The following is a 14809-nucleotide window of genomic DNA, read 5'->3' on the forward strand; positions in this document are numbered from 1 at the left end:
GGCGAGGGGGAGGCGCCCGGCTTGGGGTCGACCCGGCCGCCGTGGCCGCCGTGGGTGTCGTCCTCGGGCCAGACCAGCACCGTGAGCACCAGGGCGGCCACGGCCGCCACGGCGACACGGGCGACCAGGGCGCCCCGGCTCATCCGGGCCGTCCGCTCACCCCGGGCGCCGTCGGCGCCGCCGGCACTCCTGGACTGCGACATCATTCAGAATCCTCCCATACGGGAACAAGCACGGCGAAGGCACGGCGGAAAACCCGGGAGTCGTCCACTATGCGCAGTGCACCCCTCACGTCCGGGTGAAATTCGCGCAACCGTCGGGCGCCCTCCACCCCGCGTCGATAGCGTGGCGGCACTCCCACCCCTCCTTCACCTCCCGCCTCTCCGCTTGTCTGCGCTTGTCTGCGCTTGCCCTTGGTATCGCTGTCTCCCACCGGCCCGCCCGAAGCCCTGGCCGGCCGCGTTCGCCGTCCGTTTCGAGGAGCCCCACGCTGTCCAGCGAATCCCACGCCGGCCCCCGGAAGCGACCGCCGCCACTCCATCACACTCCCCGCTCCCCGGGCCGCCCGGCCATACCGGGCCAGCTCCCCGCCAACCCCCTCATTCCGGGCCCGTACGGGCCGGCCGGTGAGTCCGCCGGTGCGCCGGACCGCGTACCGGCCGGGGACGGTCTTGCGCGGTTCAACCGGGCCCCGGCGCCGGTGGCCGAGGCCGTGCTGCTCGACTGCTGTGCCAGCCGCCGCTGGGCCCAGCGGGTGGCCGCCCACCGCCCCTACCCGGATCTGGACGCGCTGCTCGCTGCGGTCGACGAGGCCGGCTACGACCTCTCCCCCGACGACCTCACCGAGGCGCTGGCCCAGGAGCGCTCGCCGGGGCTCGCCGCCACGGCCCCGCGGTCGGCCCACACCGCGCTGCGGGCGGCGCACGCCGCGTACGAGAGCCGGTTCGGGCACGCCTTCGTGATCTGCCTGGAGGGACGGCGACCCACCGAACACCTGAACGAGTTGCTCGGGGGCATCCGGGTGCGGATGACCAACGAGCGGGACGAGGAGCGGGCCATCGCCGCCGACGAGCTGCGCCGACTCGCCCGCGCCCGGATCACCCATCTCCTGACCAACCACCTGGAACCGGACACCGCGGGCGCGCCCCGCTGAACCCGCCCCCACCACCGGCCCCGTGACGGCTCCTCCGGGCCGCTCCCTAGCCCGTCCGTGGCTGATTGATTGCCTGTTTGATCACACCTGAGGACCCCGCGCGAACGAACCGACATCTCGTCGCTACGATGACCGGGGCCGGTGGACCGTACCCGGCCGGGTCAGACCGACAGTCAAGCCGGCCGGCCCTAGTCCCCGCTCCCGGAGGGTTTTTCCGTGCCGGCTGGAACGCTGTACCGCGGCCGGGAAGGTATGTGGTCGTGGGTGGCTCATCGAGTCACCGGTGTCCTCATTTTCTTCTTCCTGTTCGTCCATGTCCTCGACACCGCTCTCGTGCGTGTCTCCCCCGAGGACTACGACAAGGTCGTCGCTACCTACAAGACGCCGATCGTGGCGCTTCTGGAGTACGGCCTCGTCGCCGCCATCCTCTTCCACGCGCTCAACGGTCTCCGCATCATCGCGGTCGACTTCTGGGCCAAGGGCCCCCGCTACCAGAAGCAGATGCTGTGGTCCGTGGTGATCATCTGGCTCATTCTGATGGTCGGCGCGCTGTACCCGGTGCTCGGCCACGCCACCCGTGAACTGTTCGGGAGCTGAGGACTGACATGTCTGCCGAAACCACTTCCGCGATCGGCGACGTCGAGGCCGCCGGCCTGTACGACGCCGACAACCCCGCGCCGTTCATCGAGGCCCCGCGCAAGCGGACCAAGAAGACGCCGAAGTCGACCCGTACCAACTTCGAGCTGTACGGCTGGCTGTTCATGCGGCTGTCCGGCGTCGTCCTGGTGGTCCTCGTCGTCACCCACCTGTGCATCCAGCTGGTGCTCGACGGCGGCGTCTCCAAGATCGGCTTCGCCTTCGTGGCGGGCCGCTGGGCCAACCCGTTCTGGCAGGTCTGGGACCTGGCCATGCTGTGGCTGGCGATGCTGCACGGCGCCAACGGCCTGCGCACGGTCATCAACGACTACGCGCAGCGGGACAACACCCGCTTCTGGCTGAAGATGCTGCTCTACACCGCCACGGTGTTCACCGTCCTGCTGGGCACGCTGGTGATCTTCACCTTCGACCCGAACATCCGCTAGGCCACGGGCTGAGGGACTGAGGAATTTCTGATGAAGATCCACAAGTACGACACCGTCATCGTCGGCGCCGGCGGCGCCGGTATGCGCGCCGCCATCGAGGCGACGAAGCGCAGCCGCACCGCGGTGCTGACCAAGCTCTACCCCACCCGGTCCCACACGGGCGCGGCGCAGGGCGGCATGGCCGCCGCGCTCGCCAACGTGGAGGAGGACAACTGGGAGTGGCACACCTTCGACACGGTCAAGGGCGGTGACTACCTGGTCGACCAGGACGCCGCCGAGATCCTGGCGAAGGAGGCCATCGACGCCGTCCTCGACCTGGAGAAGATGGGCCTGCCGTTCAACCGGACCCCGGACGGCACCATCGACCAGCGCCGCTTCGGCGGCCACTCGCGCAACCACGGCGAGGCCCCGGTGCGCCGGTCCTGCTACGCCGCGGACCGCACCGGCCACATGATCCTCCAGACGCTGTACCAGAACTGCGTCAAGGAGGGCGTGGAGTTCTTCAACGAGTTCTACGTGCTCGACCAGCTCATCACCGAGGTCGACGGCGTCAAGACGTCCGCCGGTGTGGTGGCGTACGAGCTCGCGACCGGCGAGATCCACGTCTTCCAGGCGAAGTCCGTGATCTACGCGTCCGGCGGCACCGGCAAGTTCTTCAAGGTGACCTCCAACGCGCACACCCTGACCGGTGACGGCCAGGCCGCCTGCTACCGCCGGGGCCTGCCGCTGGAGGACATGGAGTTCTTCCAGTTCCACCCGACGGGCATCTGGCGCATGGGCATCCTGCTGACGGAGGGCGCCCGCGGTGAGGGCGGCATCCTCCGCAACAAGGACGGCGAGCGCTTCATGGAGAAGTACGCGCCGGTCATGAAGGACCTCGCGTCCCGTGACGTCGTCTCGCGCTCCATCTACACCGAGATCCGTGAGGGCCGCGGCTGCGGTCCCGAGGGCGACCACGTCTACCTCGACCTCACGCACCTCCCGCCGGAGCAGCTGGACGCCAAGCTGCCCGACATCACGGAGTTCGCCCGTACGTACCTCGGTATCGAGCCCTACACGGACCCGATCCCGATCCAGCCCACCGCGCACTACGCCATGGGCGGCATCCCCACCAACGTCCAGGGTGAGGTCCTCGCGGACAACACCACGGTCGTCCCGGGTCTGTACGCGGCCGGCGAGGTCGCCTGTGTGTCGGTGCACGGCGCCAACCGGCTGGGCACCAACTCGCTCCTGGACATCAACGTGTTCGGCAAGCGCGCGGGCATCGCGGCGGCGGAGTACTCGGCGAAGGCCGACTTCGTCGAGCTGCCGGCCAACCCGGCGGAGCTGGTGGAGACGCAGGTCAAGAACCTGCTGTCGTCGACCGGCACCGAGCGGGTGTCGGTGATCCGCAAGGAGCTCCAGGAGACCATGGACGCCAACGTCATGGTCTTCCGCACCGAGCAGACGATCAAGACGGCCGTGGAGAAGATCGCGGAGCTCCGCGAGCGCTACCAGAACGTCTCGGTCCAGGACAAGGGCAAGCGGTTCAACACCGACCTCCTTGAGGCCATCGAGCTGGGCAACCTGCTCGACCTGGCCGAGGTGATGGCCGTCTCCGCCCTGGCGCGCAAGGAGTCCCGCGGCGGTCACTACCGCGAGGACTACCCCAACCGCGACGACGTCAACTTCATGCGCCACACCATGGCGTACCGCGAGGTCGCGGACGGCGGCAAGGACTCGATCCGACTCGACTACAAGCCCGTCGTCCAGACCCGCTACCAGCCGATGGAGCGTAAGTACTGATGGCAACCCCTACCCTCGACAAGGCCGACAAGGCAGGCGCGCCGGAGCCCGGCTTCGGTGACTCGCCGTACATCACGGTCACCTTCCGGATCCGCCGGTTCAACCCGGAGGTCTCGGCCGAGGCGACGTGGCAGGACTTCCAGCTGGAGATCGACCCGAAGGAGCGTGTGCTCGACGGTCTCCACAAGATCAAGTGGGATCTGGACGGCTCGCTCACCTTCCGCCGCTCCTGCGCCCACGGCATCTGCGGCTCCGACGCGATGCGGATCAACGGCAAGAACCGCCTCGCGTGCAAGACGCTGATCAAGGACATCAACCCGGAGAAGCCGATCACGGTCGAGCCCATCAAGGGCCTCACGGTCCTGAAGGACCTGGTCGTGGACATGGAGCCGTTCTTCCAGGCGTACCGCGACGTGATGCCCTTCCTCATCACGAAGGACACCAACGAGCCGACCCGCGAGCGGCTGCAGTCGGCCGAGGACCGCGAGCGCTTCGACGACACGACGAAGTGCATCCTGTGCGCCGCGTGCACGTCCTCGTGCCCGGTGTTCTGGAACGACGGCCAGTACTTCGGCCCGGCGGCGATCGTCAACGCGCACCGCTTCATCTTCGACTCGCGTGACGAGGCCGGCGAGCAGCGCCTGGAGATCCTGAACGACAAGGACGGCGTGTGGCGCTGCCGCACCACGTTCAACTGCACGGACGCGTGCCCGCGCGGCATCGAGGTCACCAAGGCGATCCAGGAAGTGAAGCGCGCACTGATCACGCGCCGCTTCTGAGCACCTGAGCCGTACGCGTCCGAGGCCCCGCCCCCCGTTTTCGGGAGGCGGGGCCTCGGCCGTGCCGGGCGCGGGGCTCAGCGCCCCTCGGCGAGCACCATGATCCGCCGCAGCATGTCGTTGAGCAGCTCCCGCTCACCGGGCGACAGCGCCCCCAGCACCCGGGACTCCTCGTCCCCCAGCATGTCCATCGCGCCCTGCCACACCGCCCGGCCGGAGTCGGTCAGCTCGACGTGGACCCGCCGCCGGTCCGTGGTGGAGGGCGTCCGGCGGACGAAGCCGCGCCGCTCCAGCGCGTCGAGGCGCCCGGTGACGGAGGCGGGCGCGAGGTCCAGGTCCATGGCGAGCTGCGACGGCGTCGCCGTCCCGCCGCGCCCGGCCAGTTTGTGGAGTGTGTCGAACTCCGGCCGGTCGAGCGCGAAGTCGGCCAGCGACCGCTCCCGTACCCGCCGCAGATGGCTGGAGAGCATCTTCATCCGGGTCACCGCGCCCTCGACCACCGGGTCGAGTCCCGGCAGCACGGGCAGCCACCGCTCCACGTGCCCGTCGGTCCAGTCCCGCTTCTCCCCGGCTCCGTCGTCTGCGTGCTCCATGCCCTGATCGTACGTACGCGGCCGGACATCCGGCTGCCACTCCTTCGGTTCCATATATTTCGTTGACGAATTATTAGTTTCCGAAATACATTTTCGGCATGATCCCGCCACCTCCGCCCCATCCCCTGCGCACGCGCGCGTTCCGGCTGCTCTTCATCGGCCGCTCCCTGTCCCTGCTGGGCGACGCCGTGATCCCGGCGTCGCTCGCCCTCGCCGTCTATCTGGCGACCGGCTCCACCGCCGACCTCGCGCTGGTGCTCGGCTGCTCGATGGTCCCCCGGCTGCTGCTCCTGCCGGTCGGCGGTGTGATCGGCGACCGCCTCAACGCCCGGACCGTCGCGCTCGCCACCGACCTCGTCCGCTGCGCCACCCAGCTCTTCGTGGGCGTCGAACTGCTCGGCGGCGAGCCCCGGCTGTGGCAGATCGCGCTCGCGGAGGCGATCGGCGGCGCCGCCTCCGCGTTCGCGATGCCCGTCCTGGCACCGCTGCTCACCGGGACGGTCGGGGAGGGCGGCCTCGGCCGCGCCAACGCCCTGATGGGGGTGGTCTCCAGCGCCACCCGGGTGGGCGGCCCGGCGCTCGCGGGCGCGCTCATCCTCACCATCGGCCCCGGCTGGGCCTTCGTCCTGGACTCGGCGTCCTTCGCCCTCAGCGCGGCCCTGCTGAGCGCGATCCGGGTCCGGCACGTGCCGCTCGCCCGGAGCTCGCTCACCGCCGACCTCAAGGAGGGCTGGAGCGAGGTGCGCTCGCGGGACTGGTACTGGACCAGCCTGTTCGCCCACTCCGCCTGGAACGGCGCCGCCGCCGTCCTGATGACGCTCGGACCGGCCATCGCCTTCGAGGAGTTCGACGGCAGGACGTTCTGGCTGGCCTTCCTCCAGACCGGCGCGGTGGGCCTGCTGCTCGGCTCGCTGGCCGCCGGGCGGGCCCGGCCGCGGCGGCCCGTCCTCACCGCCAACCTGGGCCTGGCCACCTACGCCCTGCCGCTCACCCTGCTCGCACTCTCCGCCCCCGCGCCGCTCGTCATCGCCGCGTACGGCATCGCCCAGGCCGGCCTCGGCTTTCTGTCACCGGTCTGGGAGACGGTCGTGCAGTCGGCCGTACCGGCCCATGTGCTGGCCCGGGTCACCTCGTACGACTGGCTGCTCTCGCTCGCGGCGATGCCCCTGGGGTACGCGCTCGCGCCCCTGGCCGCCGACGCCTGGGGTCCCGGGGTGCCGCTGCTGGCGGCGGCCGTCGTGGTGGGCGGCGCCTGTCTGGCGACGGCCGCGGTGCCGGGGGTGCGCCGGTTCGGACGCCCCGCCCCGGCCGCGCCCGTCCCCGACCGGCCGACCTGCGACAGCGGCTCTCCCGTGGCCGATTAGGCTCATGCCGTGCCAGCAGAGAACGCGCGCGTGCCCGCCGAGTCCGAGCTCCCCCCGAGCAGGTCCGAGCCCGCCAAGGGCGAGCAGACCCGCACCCTGATCCTGGAGACCGCCATGCGGCTGTTCCAGGAGCTCGGGTACGACCGGACCACGATGCGGGCCATCGCCAAGGAGGCCGGGGTCTCCGTCGGCAACGCGTACTACTACTTCGCCGGCAAGGAGCACCTGATCCAGGGCTTCTACGACCGGATCGCCGCCGAACACCAGGCGGCGGTACGGGAGGTGCTGGACCGCGAGACCGATCTGGAGGCGCGGCTCGCCGGAGTGCTGAGCGCCTGGCTGGACATCGCGGCCCCGTACCACGAGTTCGCCGCGCAGTTCTTCAAGAACGCGGCGGACCCCGACAGCCCGCTCAGCCCGTTCTCACCGGAGTCCGAGCACGCCCGACAGGCCGCGATCGACGTGCACCGCGAGGTGCTGGCGGGGACCAGGTCCAAGGTCCCCGCCGAACTCGCCGACGTCCTGCCCGAGTTGATGTGGCTCTCCCAGATGGGCCTGGTCCTGTACTGGGTGTTCGACCGCTCCGAGGGCCGCGAGCGCAGCTACCGGCTCGCGGCGCGCGGCGCCCGGCTCACCACGCGCGGGGTCGCGCTCGCCCGCTTCCGGGTGCTGCGCCCCCTCGTCCACGAGGTCCACGAACTGTTCACGGACTTCCTGCCGGGCATGGCCCAGGCGGCGACGGCCCGCAGGAAGTCCTGAGCCGGCCGGCCCGGATCCGGCTCAGATCCAGCTCAGCTCCCACAGCCGCCACACACCGGTTCCGTCCGACAGGTACTGCAGCCCGCCGACGCTGCGGCTGCTCACCACATAGTCCTTGCCCTGCCACAGCGGGATCAGCGGCACGTCCTCGGCGATCTTGTCCTGGAGCGCCTTGAAGTCGTCTGCGGTGCGGCCCCGGTCGCTGTACTGCTGGGTGCGCTGGATGATGCCGTCGACGTCCTTGTCCGAGTACCCGGTGTGCAGGCTGTTCCCGGTGCCGACCAGCGGCTGGCTGAAGTTGTCCGGGTCGGGGAAGTCCGCGACCCAGCCCGCGGTGTACGCGTCGTAGACCCCGGCCGCGTAGTTCTTCTGCATCTTCGTCCAGTCGGCCTCGGCCAGCAGGTCGACCTCGAACAGCCCGCCCTTCTCCAGCTGCGCCTTGAGCAGCTCCGCCTCGGCGCCGTTGGCGGCGAGCTTGCGGTAGGCGAGGGTGAACTTCACGGGGGTGCGCACGTCCACCGACTTCAGCAGGGACTTCGCCCTGCCCACGTCCACCCTGGGATAGGCGTCGAAGAAGGCCGTGCTGTGGCCGGTGAAGCCCTGCGGGATCAGCGAGAACAGCGGCTCGACCGTGCCGTCGTAGACCCCGGCGGCCAGCGCCGGCCGGTCGATCAGCGCGGCCAGCGCCTGGCGGACCTTGGTCTTGGCCAGCGGATGGCCGGGCCGGACGTTGATGTTCAGATTGCGGGTCTCGGCCCCGGGCGTCTCGCTGATGCGGATGTCCGGGTCGCCCGGCGACAGCTTGGCGAGCACCTTGGGCGGCATCTGCCGGTGCGCGACCTCGACCTGCCCGTCCTTCCACGCCTGGTTGAGCTGGTCGGCCTCGGCGTAGTAACGCACCTGGATCGGCAGGCCCTTCTTGCCGACCGCCCCCCGGTAGTCGGGGTTGGGCTCCAGCGTCGCGCTCTGGCCCTGCTTGTACGCCTTGAGCAGGTACGGGCCGGAGCCGACCACGCCGTCGCCCTTGCGCAGCGACTTCTCCGGGTACGCCTCCCGGTCCACGATCGACCCGGCACCGGTCGCGAGCTTGGACGGGAAGGTCGCGTCCTTGGTCTTCAGATTGAAGGTGACGGTGTCGCCCTCGGCCTGGACCGAGCCGAGGGAGGAGAGCAGCGAGGCCGGGCCCACATCGCTCTTGATCTTCATCACCCGGTCGAAGGAGAACTTGACGTCGGCCCCGGTGAGCCTGCGTCCGGACGAGAAGGTCAGCCCGTCGCGCAGCTCGCACTGGTACGTCATCAGCTTCAGCCCGATGAACCGGCAGCTGCGCGCCGCGTCCGGCACCGGGACCGCCGAGCCCGGCTTGAAGGTGAGCAGGGTCTGGTAGACGTTGCTGTAGAGCGCCCAGGAGCCGGCGTCATAGGCGCCGGCCGGGTCCAGTGACGTGATCGCGTCCGTCGTCCCGACCGTGATCGGGTCCTTCTTCTTCCCGTCGGACGGCAGTAGTTGCCATCCCCCCACCCCGACGACCACCAGTACCGCACAAATCGCCAGAATCCGCATACGGATCGACCGCATCGCCGTGCTCTCCTCGCAACGCCCCACCCTTCAGGGCGTGCCGAACCCCCTCGCGCACCCCTGTGATGGCGCTCACCCAATCACACGGGTTTCACATTCGGAAGAGGAAATCTTCACTACACAGCTACTCGTTAGCCGCGCGTGACAAGGGGACTCGCGCTAGTCGTTAGCGGTCCGTGACCCGGCGGCCGGGGCCGCGGAGGCGGCCTGCGCGCGCAGATGGCGTACGGAACGGAACCCGATGAGGCCGACACCCGTCCCCAGGAGAAAGGACACGACGGCGAGGGTGAGGTGCACCCAGAAGTACGCCGTCGGGTCGCCCGCGTCGTCGAAGGCCAGCCCGCTGCCGTCCTTCCACAGGTTCTTGACGAAAGTGATCCAGATGATCCAGCTCCACACTCCGAACGCGAGCAGGAACCAGGAGACGCGGCTGCTGAGCTTCATGGAATCAGTATCTCCGGGGCGAAGCGGGCACAGCCGGGCGGGTGGCGGCTCCCGGCGGGTCACCCCCGCGGTGTTCGGATCGACACCTTCGGCCTGTACGTTCTCGTCCGTGTCTGCTGTGAAGAAGCCCGCCAGGATCGCGCTGGCGATCGCGGTCGCCGCGCTGCTGCCCGCGCTCGCCGCCGCGCCCGCGTCGGCGCTGCCCAACGACGACAAACCCGGCACGCAGGGCCAGCCCGGCAAGACCCGCAGGGACCCCGACCCGCCGCCCGCCGCCATGTCGACCGTCGGCGGCGCGCTGCTCGGACAGCCCGGCACCCAGGTGAAGCTGGGCCCCGGCGCGCCGGTGCTGCCGATGGAGGTCTCGGGCCGCTCCTGGATCGTGGCGGACGCGGAGAACGGCCAGGTGCTCGCCTCGCACAACGCGCACTGGCGACTGCCTCCGGCCTCCACCCTGAAGATGCTCTTCGCGGACACCGTGCTGCCCAAGTTCCCCAGGACCGACGTGCACACCGTCACCCCCGCGGACCTGGAGGGCGTCGGCGAGGGCAGCAGCATCGTGCCCATCCACGAGAACCTGCCGTACACCGTGCACGACCTGTGGCTCGGTGTCTTCCTGCGCTCCGGCAACGACGCCGTGCACGTCCTGTCGTCGATGAACGGCGGGGTGCCCAAGACCGTCCAGGACATGCAGGCGCACGCCCAGGACCTCCAGGCGCTCGACACCCATGTGGTCTCGCCGGACGGCTACGACGCCCCCGGGCAGGTCTCCAGCGCCTACGACCTCACCCTGTTCGCCCGCTCGGGCCTGCAGAAGAAGGACTTCCGCGACTACTGCTCCACCGCCTCCGCCAAGTTCCCCGGCGCCGAGGGCAAGAACCACGAGCGCGACTACTTCGAGATCCAGAACACCAACCGGCTGCTCGTCGGCGAGCGGGGCCTGGACCCGTACAAGGGCATCGCCGGCGTCAAGAACGGCAACACCACCAACGCGGGCGCCACCTTCACCGGCGTCGCCGAGCGCGGCGGCCGGGTGCTGCTCGTCACCGTGATGAACCCGGACTCCTCCGAGGGCCAGGCCGTCTACAAGGAGGCCGCCCGCCTGCTGGACTGGGGCTTCGCGGCGGCCGGCAAGGTCACCCCGGTGGGCGAGCTCGTGCCGCCCAGGTCGGCGCTCCCGGCCACCACCCCGCAGGGCTCGCAGCCGCCGTCGAGCGCCGCCGCCCAGGACCCCGCGAAGGCGGCGGTCACCGCCCGCAAGGGGCCCGGCTCCGGTGGCGTCGCCACCGCGTTCGGCATCGCGGCCGGCGCCCTGCTGGTGGTCGCCGCCGGGGTGTTCCTGCTCAACCGGCGCTGGCCTCTTCCGGAGCTGGTGCGTCGCAAGCGGTGAGGCAGGGGTCGTCCTCCTTGGCCGGGGTGGCCGTCCAGGCCGCGCAGAACAGCAGCAGCTTCGCGGTGAGGTTGATCCACAGCAGCAGCGCGATGGGCACCCCGAACGCCCCGTACATGCTCTTGGCGGCGACCCCCTGCATATAGCCGCCGAGCAGCACCTTCAGCAGCTCGAACCCCACCGCGCCGATGACGCCCGCGGTCAGCAGGTGGCGGCGCGGCGGGGAGACCCCGGGCAGCAGGGTCAGTACGTACATCAGGACCAGGAAGTCGGCGGCGGCGGCCACCGCGATCGCCACGATCCCCAGGAAGACCCGGCCGACGCCGTTGTGCTCCAGGCCCAGCTGGGCGGCGGCCCAGCCCACGGCCGTCGAACCGATCGAGGACGCGGCGAACGAGGCGAGCCCGGCGCCGCCGAGACCGACCAGCACCCCGCCGTCCTTGAGCTTGCGCAGGAACGGGTTCTCCTCCTCGTCGTCCCGGTCCCACACCACCCGCAGACAGCCGCGCATCTGGCCGATCCAGCCGATGCCGGTGAACAGCAGCAGGGCGCCCGCGACCACGCCGACCGTGCCCGCGTTGCGGGTCAGGTCCTGGAGGTCGAGCTGGTCGGAGATGCCGGGGACCTGCTCGGCGAGGGTGTTCTGGAGCTTCTCCACCCGGCCCGGGGTCAGCACGGCGGCGGCCACGGCCGCGCTCACGGTGAGCAGCGGGAAGAGCGCGAGGAAGCTGATGAAGGTGATCGCGGCGGCGAGCCGGGACCAGCGCACCCGGTCGAGCCGCTCGTACGACCGCCACGCGTGCGTCCGCATCAGCCGGGTGACCCACGGCCCGACGACGGGAAGGTTCTTCAGCCAGTCCATGACGTGCGAGTACCCTCCTCAGCCCGGAAGACAAGCGTCCGGGTCCCCCAGAAGCGCAGGCAGGTGGCGAGTGCCATGCCGAACACGGCACCCGAGAGCGTGTCGGCGCGCGGCGAGGTGAGGCCGAGGCCGTAGTGGGTGACGGTCAGACAGAGCAACTGCACCAGCGCGCCCGCGATGTTCACCGCGAAGAACACGGCGTACTCGCGTCCCCCGGCCCGGCTGCCCCGGTAGGTCCCGAAGGCGTTGCCGAGGTACGCGACGGTGCACCCCGCCACGAAGGACAGGCACTTGGCGGCCACCGGGTCCCACCCGAGCCCCGACCGCAGCCACACGAACAGGCCGAGGTCGACGGCGTACGCGCAGCTCCCGGTCAGCGCGAAACCGGCCAGCTCGGCCCGGCGCACCCTCACAGATCCGACACCGCCAGCCCGTACAGCGCGATCCACACCAGCGCGATGACCACCAGCGCCCGGTCGCGCAGCACCACGTCCTCGGGGGCGCCCGCGCTCCCCCGGTCGGCGAAGACGGCGTACCGCAGGATCCCGCCGATGAACGGGACCATCGACAGCTGCCGCCACGGCAGCAGCGAGCCGCCCGTCATACCGCCGCTCTCCAGCGCCCACATGCAGTACGCGAGGACCGCGACCCCGGCCGCGAGCTGCCAGACGAACCGCAGATAGCCGGTGGTGTACGCGTCCAGGAGCGCGCGGGTGGCGCCGCCGCGCCCCTCCATCTGGACGGCTTCCGAGTACCGCTTGGCCGCGACCATGAACAGCGCGCCGAAACCGGCGGTGATCAGGAACCAGCGCGAGAGCGGGATGGCGAGCGCGACCCCGCCGATCATGGCCCGCATCAGGAAACCGGCGGTGACCACGACGAGGTCGACGACGAGGACGTGCTTGAGCTTGACGCAGTAGGCGAGCTGCATCGCCACGTACGCGGTGAGCAGGGTCGCCGTCATGGCGTTGCAGGTGAGGGCCGCGCCGAGCGGGGCGAGCAGCGCGAGCAGCCCCCCGGTGGCGTACGCGACGGACACCGGCACCTGTCCGGTGGCCACCGGGCGGCGGCACTTGAGCGGGTGCGCGCGGTCGGCGGCGGCGTCACGGGCGTCGTTGACGAGGTAGACGGCCGAGGCGGCGGCCGTGAACAGCACGAAGATCAGCAGGAGTTGGCGCAGGGTGTGCCGCGAGTCGAGCTGCCCGGCGGCGGCGGGCGCGGCGGCCACCAGCACGTTCTTGATCCACTGCCGGGGGCGCGCGGTCCTGAGCAGGCCGGCGGGCACGCCCAGCGCGCGCCGCCCGGGGTGCCGGGCGACCCGTTCTTCGAGGACGGCGAGGCCGGGGCGGCTCATGAGCCGGCTCCCGGCGCGGGCAGCGGGCGGGCGGGCGGACGCGTCCGGGCCGGTGGTGGGCTGCTCGCGCGGTTCCCCGCACCCCTGGTCGGCCCGGCGCCTTTGGCGCCGAGAGGCGGAGCCCCTGAGGGGCGCGGGGAACTGCGCGGCCGGCCCCCACCGGGCGGCAGGTTGACGCGCAGCCGACGCCGGGGGGCACCCCCGGGAAAGCCCCGGCTCAGCCACCGTGCCCCCAGCCGTGCCGTGGCCCCGCCCAGGAGCGCTCCGGCCAGCACGTCCGAGGGGTAGTGGACGCCGGCGACCAGCCGGGACACACACATCGCGGCGGCGAGCGGCGGCACCAGACGCGCCCCGGCGGGCCGCAGCGCGCCGTAGGCGACGGCCGCCGCGGCGGCCGAGGCGGCGTGCGAGCTGGGGAAGGAGTGCCGCCCGGCGGTGCGCACCAGCGGCTCCCGGGCGGGCAGGAGCGGCCGGGGCCGCCGCACCACCCGCTTCACGCCCATGCTGGCCAGGTGCGCGGCCCCGACCAGCGCGGCCCCGCGCAGCCAGCCCGCGCGCCGCTCCCGGTCGACGGCGGCGGCGAGCGCCCCGCCCGCCAGCCACACCGCCGCGTGCTCCCCGGCGTACGAGAACACGCGGGCGGCCACGGCCACCCGTGGCCGGGCGCCGCAGTCGCGCAGCGCCGCCAGCAGCCGGTGGTCCGCGTCGGAGTACCGCATCTGACACCCCAATCCCGTGAGACGGCCCCACCGATCGGCCGTCAGCCGTACGCGACTCTCCCCGGCGGCGGCGCCGGATGCGCGTCAATGCCGCTTGACACTCACTCAATCACCCATTTCGGTGAGCAACATGCCAAAAAGGGCATAACGCCACACTCGTCGGAGAAGCCCCGCTACGGTCGCTGTCATGCCTGCCGCCCCCGCCCCGACGCCCGTGACCGGCTGGGGCCGCACCGCCCCGACGGCCGCCCGGCTGGTCCGCCCGCGTACGTACGAGGAGGCGGTGGCCGCCGTCCTCGCGGGCGGGGCACGCGGGTCCATCGCCCGGGGCCTGGGCCGGGCGTACGGCGACGCGGCGCAGAACGCTGGGGGCGTCGTCCTGGACATGACCGGCCTCGACCGCATCCGGACCATCGACGCCGAGGCGGGTGTGGTGGTCTGCGAGGCCGGCGTCAGCCTCCACCGCCTGATGGAGGTCCTGCTGCCGCTGGGCTGGTTCGTGCCGGTGACGCCCGGGACCCGGTACGTCACGGTCGGCGGCGCGATCGGCGCGGACATCCACGGCAAGAACCACCACGGCTCGGGCGCCTTCTCCCGCCATGTACGCGCCCTCGACCTCCTCACGGCGGACGGCACGGTCCGCAGGCTCACCCCCTCGGACGAGCTGTTCCACGCGACGGCGGGCGGCATGGGCCTGACGGGGCTGATCCTCACCGCCGAGCTGCGCCTGCACCCGGTGGAGACGTCCCTGATGACGGTGGACACCGAACGGGCGGCGGACCTGGACGACCTGATGGCGCGGCTGACGGCGACGGACCACCGCTACCGCTACTCGGTGGCCTGGATCGACCTGCTGGCCCGGGGCGCGAGGACGGGCCGGGCGGTGCTGACCCGGGGCGATCACGCGCCGCTCGGGGCGCTGCGCGGACGCGCGGGCAGGGCTCCGC

Annotated in this window: 16 protein-coding genes and 1 pseudogene; 9 read left to right on the plus strand and 8 right to left on the minus strand. The window is 71.4% G+C overall.

Annotated features, from left to right (window positions below):
• On the minus strand, window positions 1–206 hold a 206-nt coding region (locus ACJA3G_RS13280; RefSeq protein ID WP_406553150.1), incomplete at its 3' end, for a hypothetical protein.
• 494 nt (window positions 207–700) lie between these two features.
• Between ACJA3G_RS13280 and ACJA3G_RS13285 the strand changes: the two genes are divergently transcribed.
• From ACJA3G_RS13285 to ACJA3G_RS13305, 5 genes are all read left to right on the plus strand, one after another.
• A complete protein-coding gene (locus ACJA3G_RS13285) occupies window positions 701–1153 on the plus strand; it encodes a 2-oxo-4-hydroxy-4-carboxy-5-ureidoimidazoline decarboxylase (protein ID WP_406553151.1) in 453 nt (150 codons plus the stop codon).
• Between the two features lie 216 nt (window positions 1154–1369).
• Window positions 1370–1750 (plus strand): succinate dehydrogenase, cytochrome b556 subunit, encoded by a 381-nt coding sequence (gene sdhC, locus ACJA3G_RS13290; protein WP_406553152.1) that lies wholly within the window; start codon window positions 1370–1372, stop codon window positions 1748–1750.
• Between the two features lie 8 nt (window positions 1751–1758).
• On the plus strand, window positions 1759–2235 hold the full coding sequence (locus ACJA3G_RS13295; RefSeq protein ID WP_406553153.1) for a succinate dehydrogenase hydrophobic membrane anchor subunit: 477 nt from the start codon (window positions 1759–1761) through the stop codon (window positions 2233–2235).
• A 30-nt stretch (window positions 2236–2265) separates the two neighbouring features.
• On the plus strand, window positions 2266–4020 hold the full coding sequence (gene sdhA / locus ACJA3G_RS13300) for a succinate dehydrogenase flavoprotein subunit (protein ID WP_406553154.1): 1755 nt from the start codon (window positions 2266–2268) through the stop codon (window positions 4018–4020).
• Window positions 4020–4799 (plus strand): succinate dehydrogenase iron-sulfur subunit, encoded by a 780-nt coding sequence (locus ACJA3G_RS13305; RefSeq protein WP_406553155.1) that lies wholly within the window; start codon window positions 4020–4022, stop codon window positions 4797–4799. Before sdhA ends, ACJA3G_RS13305 begins: the two co-directional genes overlap by 1 nt.
• A gap of 77 nt (window positions 4800–4876) precedes the next feature.
• On the opposite strand, the gene ACJA3G_RS13310 is transcribed toward ACJA3G_RS13305, so the two are convergent.
• Entirely contained in the window at window positions 4877–5392 is a 516-nt protein-coding gene (locus tag ACJA3G_RS13310; protein WP_406553156.1) for a MarR family winged helix-turn-helix transcriptional regulator, read from the minus strand.
• Between the two features lie 98 nt (window positions 5393–5490).
• Here ACJA3G_RS13310 and ACJA3G_RS13315 point away from each other — a divergent pair, with 98 nt between their 5' ends.
• The gene (locus tag ACJA3G_RS13315) at window positions 5491–6756 is read left to right on the plus strand and encodes an MFS transporter (RefSeq protein WP_406553157.1); all 1266 of its coding nucleotides are present in this window, start codon (window positions 5491–5493) and stop codon (window positions 6754–6756) included.
• 30 nt (window positions 6757–6786) lie between these two features.
• Window positions 6787–7515 (plus strand): TetR/AcrR family transcriptional regulator, encoded by a 729-nt coding sequence (locus ACJA3G_RS13320; RefSeq protein WP_406553165.1) that lies wholly within the window; start codon window positions 6787–6789, stop codon window positions 7513–7515.
• Window positions 7516–7536: 21 nt separating this feature from the next.
• On the opposite strand, the gene ACJA3G_RS13325 is transcribed toward ACJA3G_RS13320, so the two are convergent.
• Complete coding sequence (locus ACJA3G_RS13325) at window positions 7537–9093, minus strand: ABC transporter substrate-binding protein (protein ID WP_406553158.1); 1557 nt, start codon at window positions 9091–9093, stop codon at window positions 7537–7539.
• 159 nt (window positions 9094–9252) lie between these two features.
• Window positions 9253–9537 carry an SCO4848 family membrane protein gene (locus ACJA3G_RS13330; protein ID WP_406553159.1) on the minus strand — a complete coding sequence of 95 codons (285 nt, stop codon included), beginning with the start codon at window positions 9535–9537 and terminating at the stop codon, window positions 9253–9255.
• 109 nt (window positions 9538–9646) lie between these two features.
• Between ACJA3G_RS13330 and ACJA3G_RS13335 the strand changes: the two genes are divergently transcribed.
• On the plus strand, window positions 9647–10927 hold the full coding sequence (locus ACJA3G_RS13335; protein ID WP_406553160.1) for a D-alanyl-D-alanine carboxypeptidase family protein: 1281 nt from the start codon (window positions 9647–9649) through the stop codon (window positions 10925–10927).
• On the opposite strand, the gene ACJA3G_RS13340 is transcribed toward ACJA3G_RS13335, so the two are convergent.
• The 4 genes and pseudogenes from ACJA3G_RS13340 to ACJA3G_RS13355 form a co-directional block, all read right to left on the minus strand.
• Entirely contained in the window at window positions 10881–11789 is a 909-nt protein-coding gene (locus ACJA3G_RS13340; RefSeq protein ID WP_406553161.1) for a YihY/virulence factor BrkB family protein, read from the minus strand. The two genes, ACJA3G_RS13335 and ACJA3G_RS13340, sit on opposite strands and share 47 nt — an antisense overlap.
• Window positions 11777–12202, minus strand: coding sequence for a GtrA family protein (locus ACJA3G_RS13345; RefSeq protein ID WP_406553162.1), 426 nt, complete (start codon window positions 12200–12202; stop codon window positions 11777–11779). Before ACJA3G_RS13345 ends, ACJA3G_RS13340 begins: the two co-directional genes overlap by 13 nt.
• Window positions 12199–13143, minus strand: coding sequence for a decaprenyl-phosphate phosphoribosyltransferase (locus tag ACJA3G_RS13350; protein WP_406553163.1), 945 nt, complete (start codon window positions 13141–13143; stop codon window positions 12199–12201). Before ACJA3G_RS13350 ends, ACJA3G_RS13345 begins: the two co-directional genes overlap by 4 nt.
• A 209-nt stretch (window positions 13144–13352) precedes the next feature.
• Window positions 13353–13862, minus strand: a pseudogene (locus tag ACJA3G_RS13355) (phosphatase PAP2 family protein); the annotation flags it as partial.
• Between the two features lie 187 nt (window positions 13863–14049).
• Between ACJA3G_RS13355 and ACJA3G_RS13360 the strand changes: the two are divergent.
• On the plus strand, window positions 14050–14809 hold a 760-nt coding region (locus tag ACJA3G_RS13360; RefSeq protein WP_406553164.1), incomplete at its 3' end, for an FAD-dependent oxidoreductase.

Source organism: Streptomyces sp. YS-3 (genome assembly GCF_045257485.1).
Taxonomy (GTDB): domain Bacteria; phylum Actinomycetota; class Actinomycetes; order Streptomycetales; family Streptomycetaceae; genus Streptomyces.

Coding starts and splice junctions, on each gene's coding strand:
- ACJA3G_RS13325 (WP_406553158.1), bottom strand. CDS start 9,093: ATGCGGTCGATCCGTATGCGGATTCTGGCGATTTGTGCGGTACTGGTG.
- ACJA3G_RS13310 (WP_406553156.1), bottom strand. CDS start 5,392: ATGGAGCACGCAGACGACGGAGCCGGGGAGAAGCGGGACTGGACCGAC.
- ACJA3G_RS13315 (WP_406553157.1), top strand. CDS start 5,491: ATGATCCCGCCACCTCCGCCCCATCCCCTGCGCACGCGCGCGTTCCGG.
- ACJA3G_RS13305 (WP_406553155.1), top strand. CDS start 4,020: ATGGCAACCCCTACCCTCGACAAGGCCGACAAGGCAGGCGCGCCGGAG.
- ACJA3G_RS13330 (WP_406553159.1), bottom strand. CDS start 9,537: ATGAAGCTCAGCAGCCGCGTCTCCTGGTTCCTGCTCGCGTTCGGAGTG.
- ACJA3G_RS13340 (WP_406553161.1), bottom strand. CDS start 11,789: ATGGACTGGCTGAAGAACCTTCCCGTCGTCGGGCCGTGGGTCACCCGG.
- ACJA3G_RS13295 (WP_406553153.1), top strand. CDS start 1,759: ATGTCTGCCGAAACCACTTCCGCGATCGGCGACGTCGAGGCCGCCGGC.
- sdhA (WP_406553154.1), top strand. CDS start 2,266: ATGAAGATCCACAAGTACGACACCGTCATCGTCGGCGCCGGCGGCGCC.
- ACJA3G_RS13350 (WP_406553163.1), bottom strand. CDS start 13,143: ATGAGCCGCCCCGGCCTCGCCGTCCTCGAAGAACGGGTCGCCCGGCAC.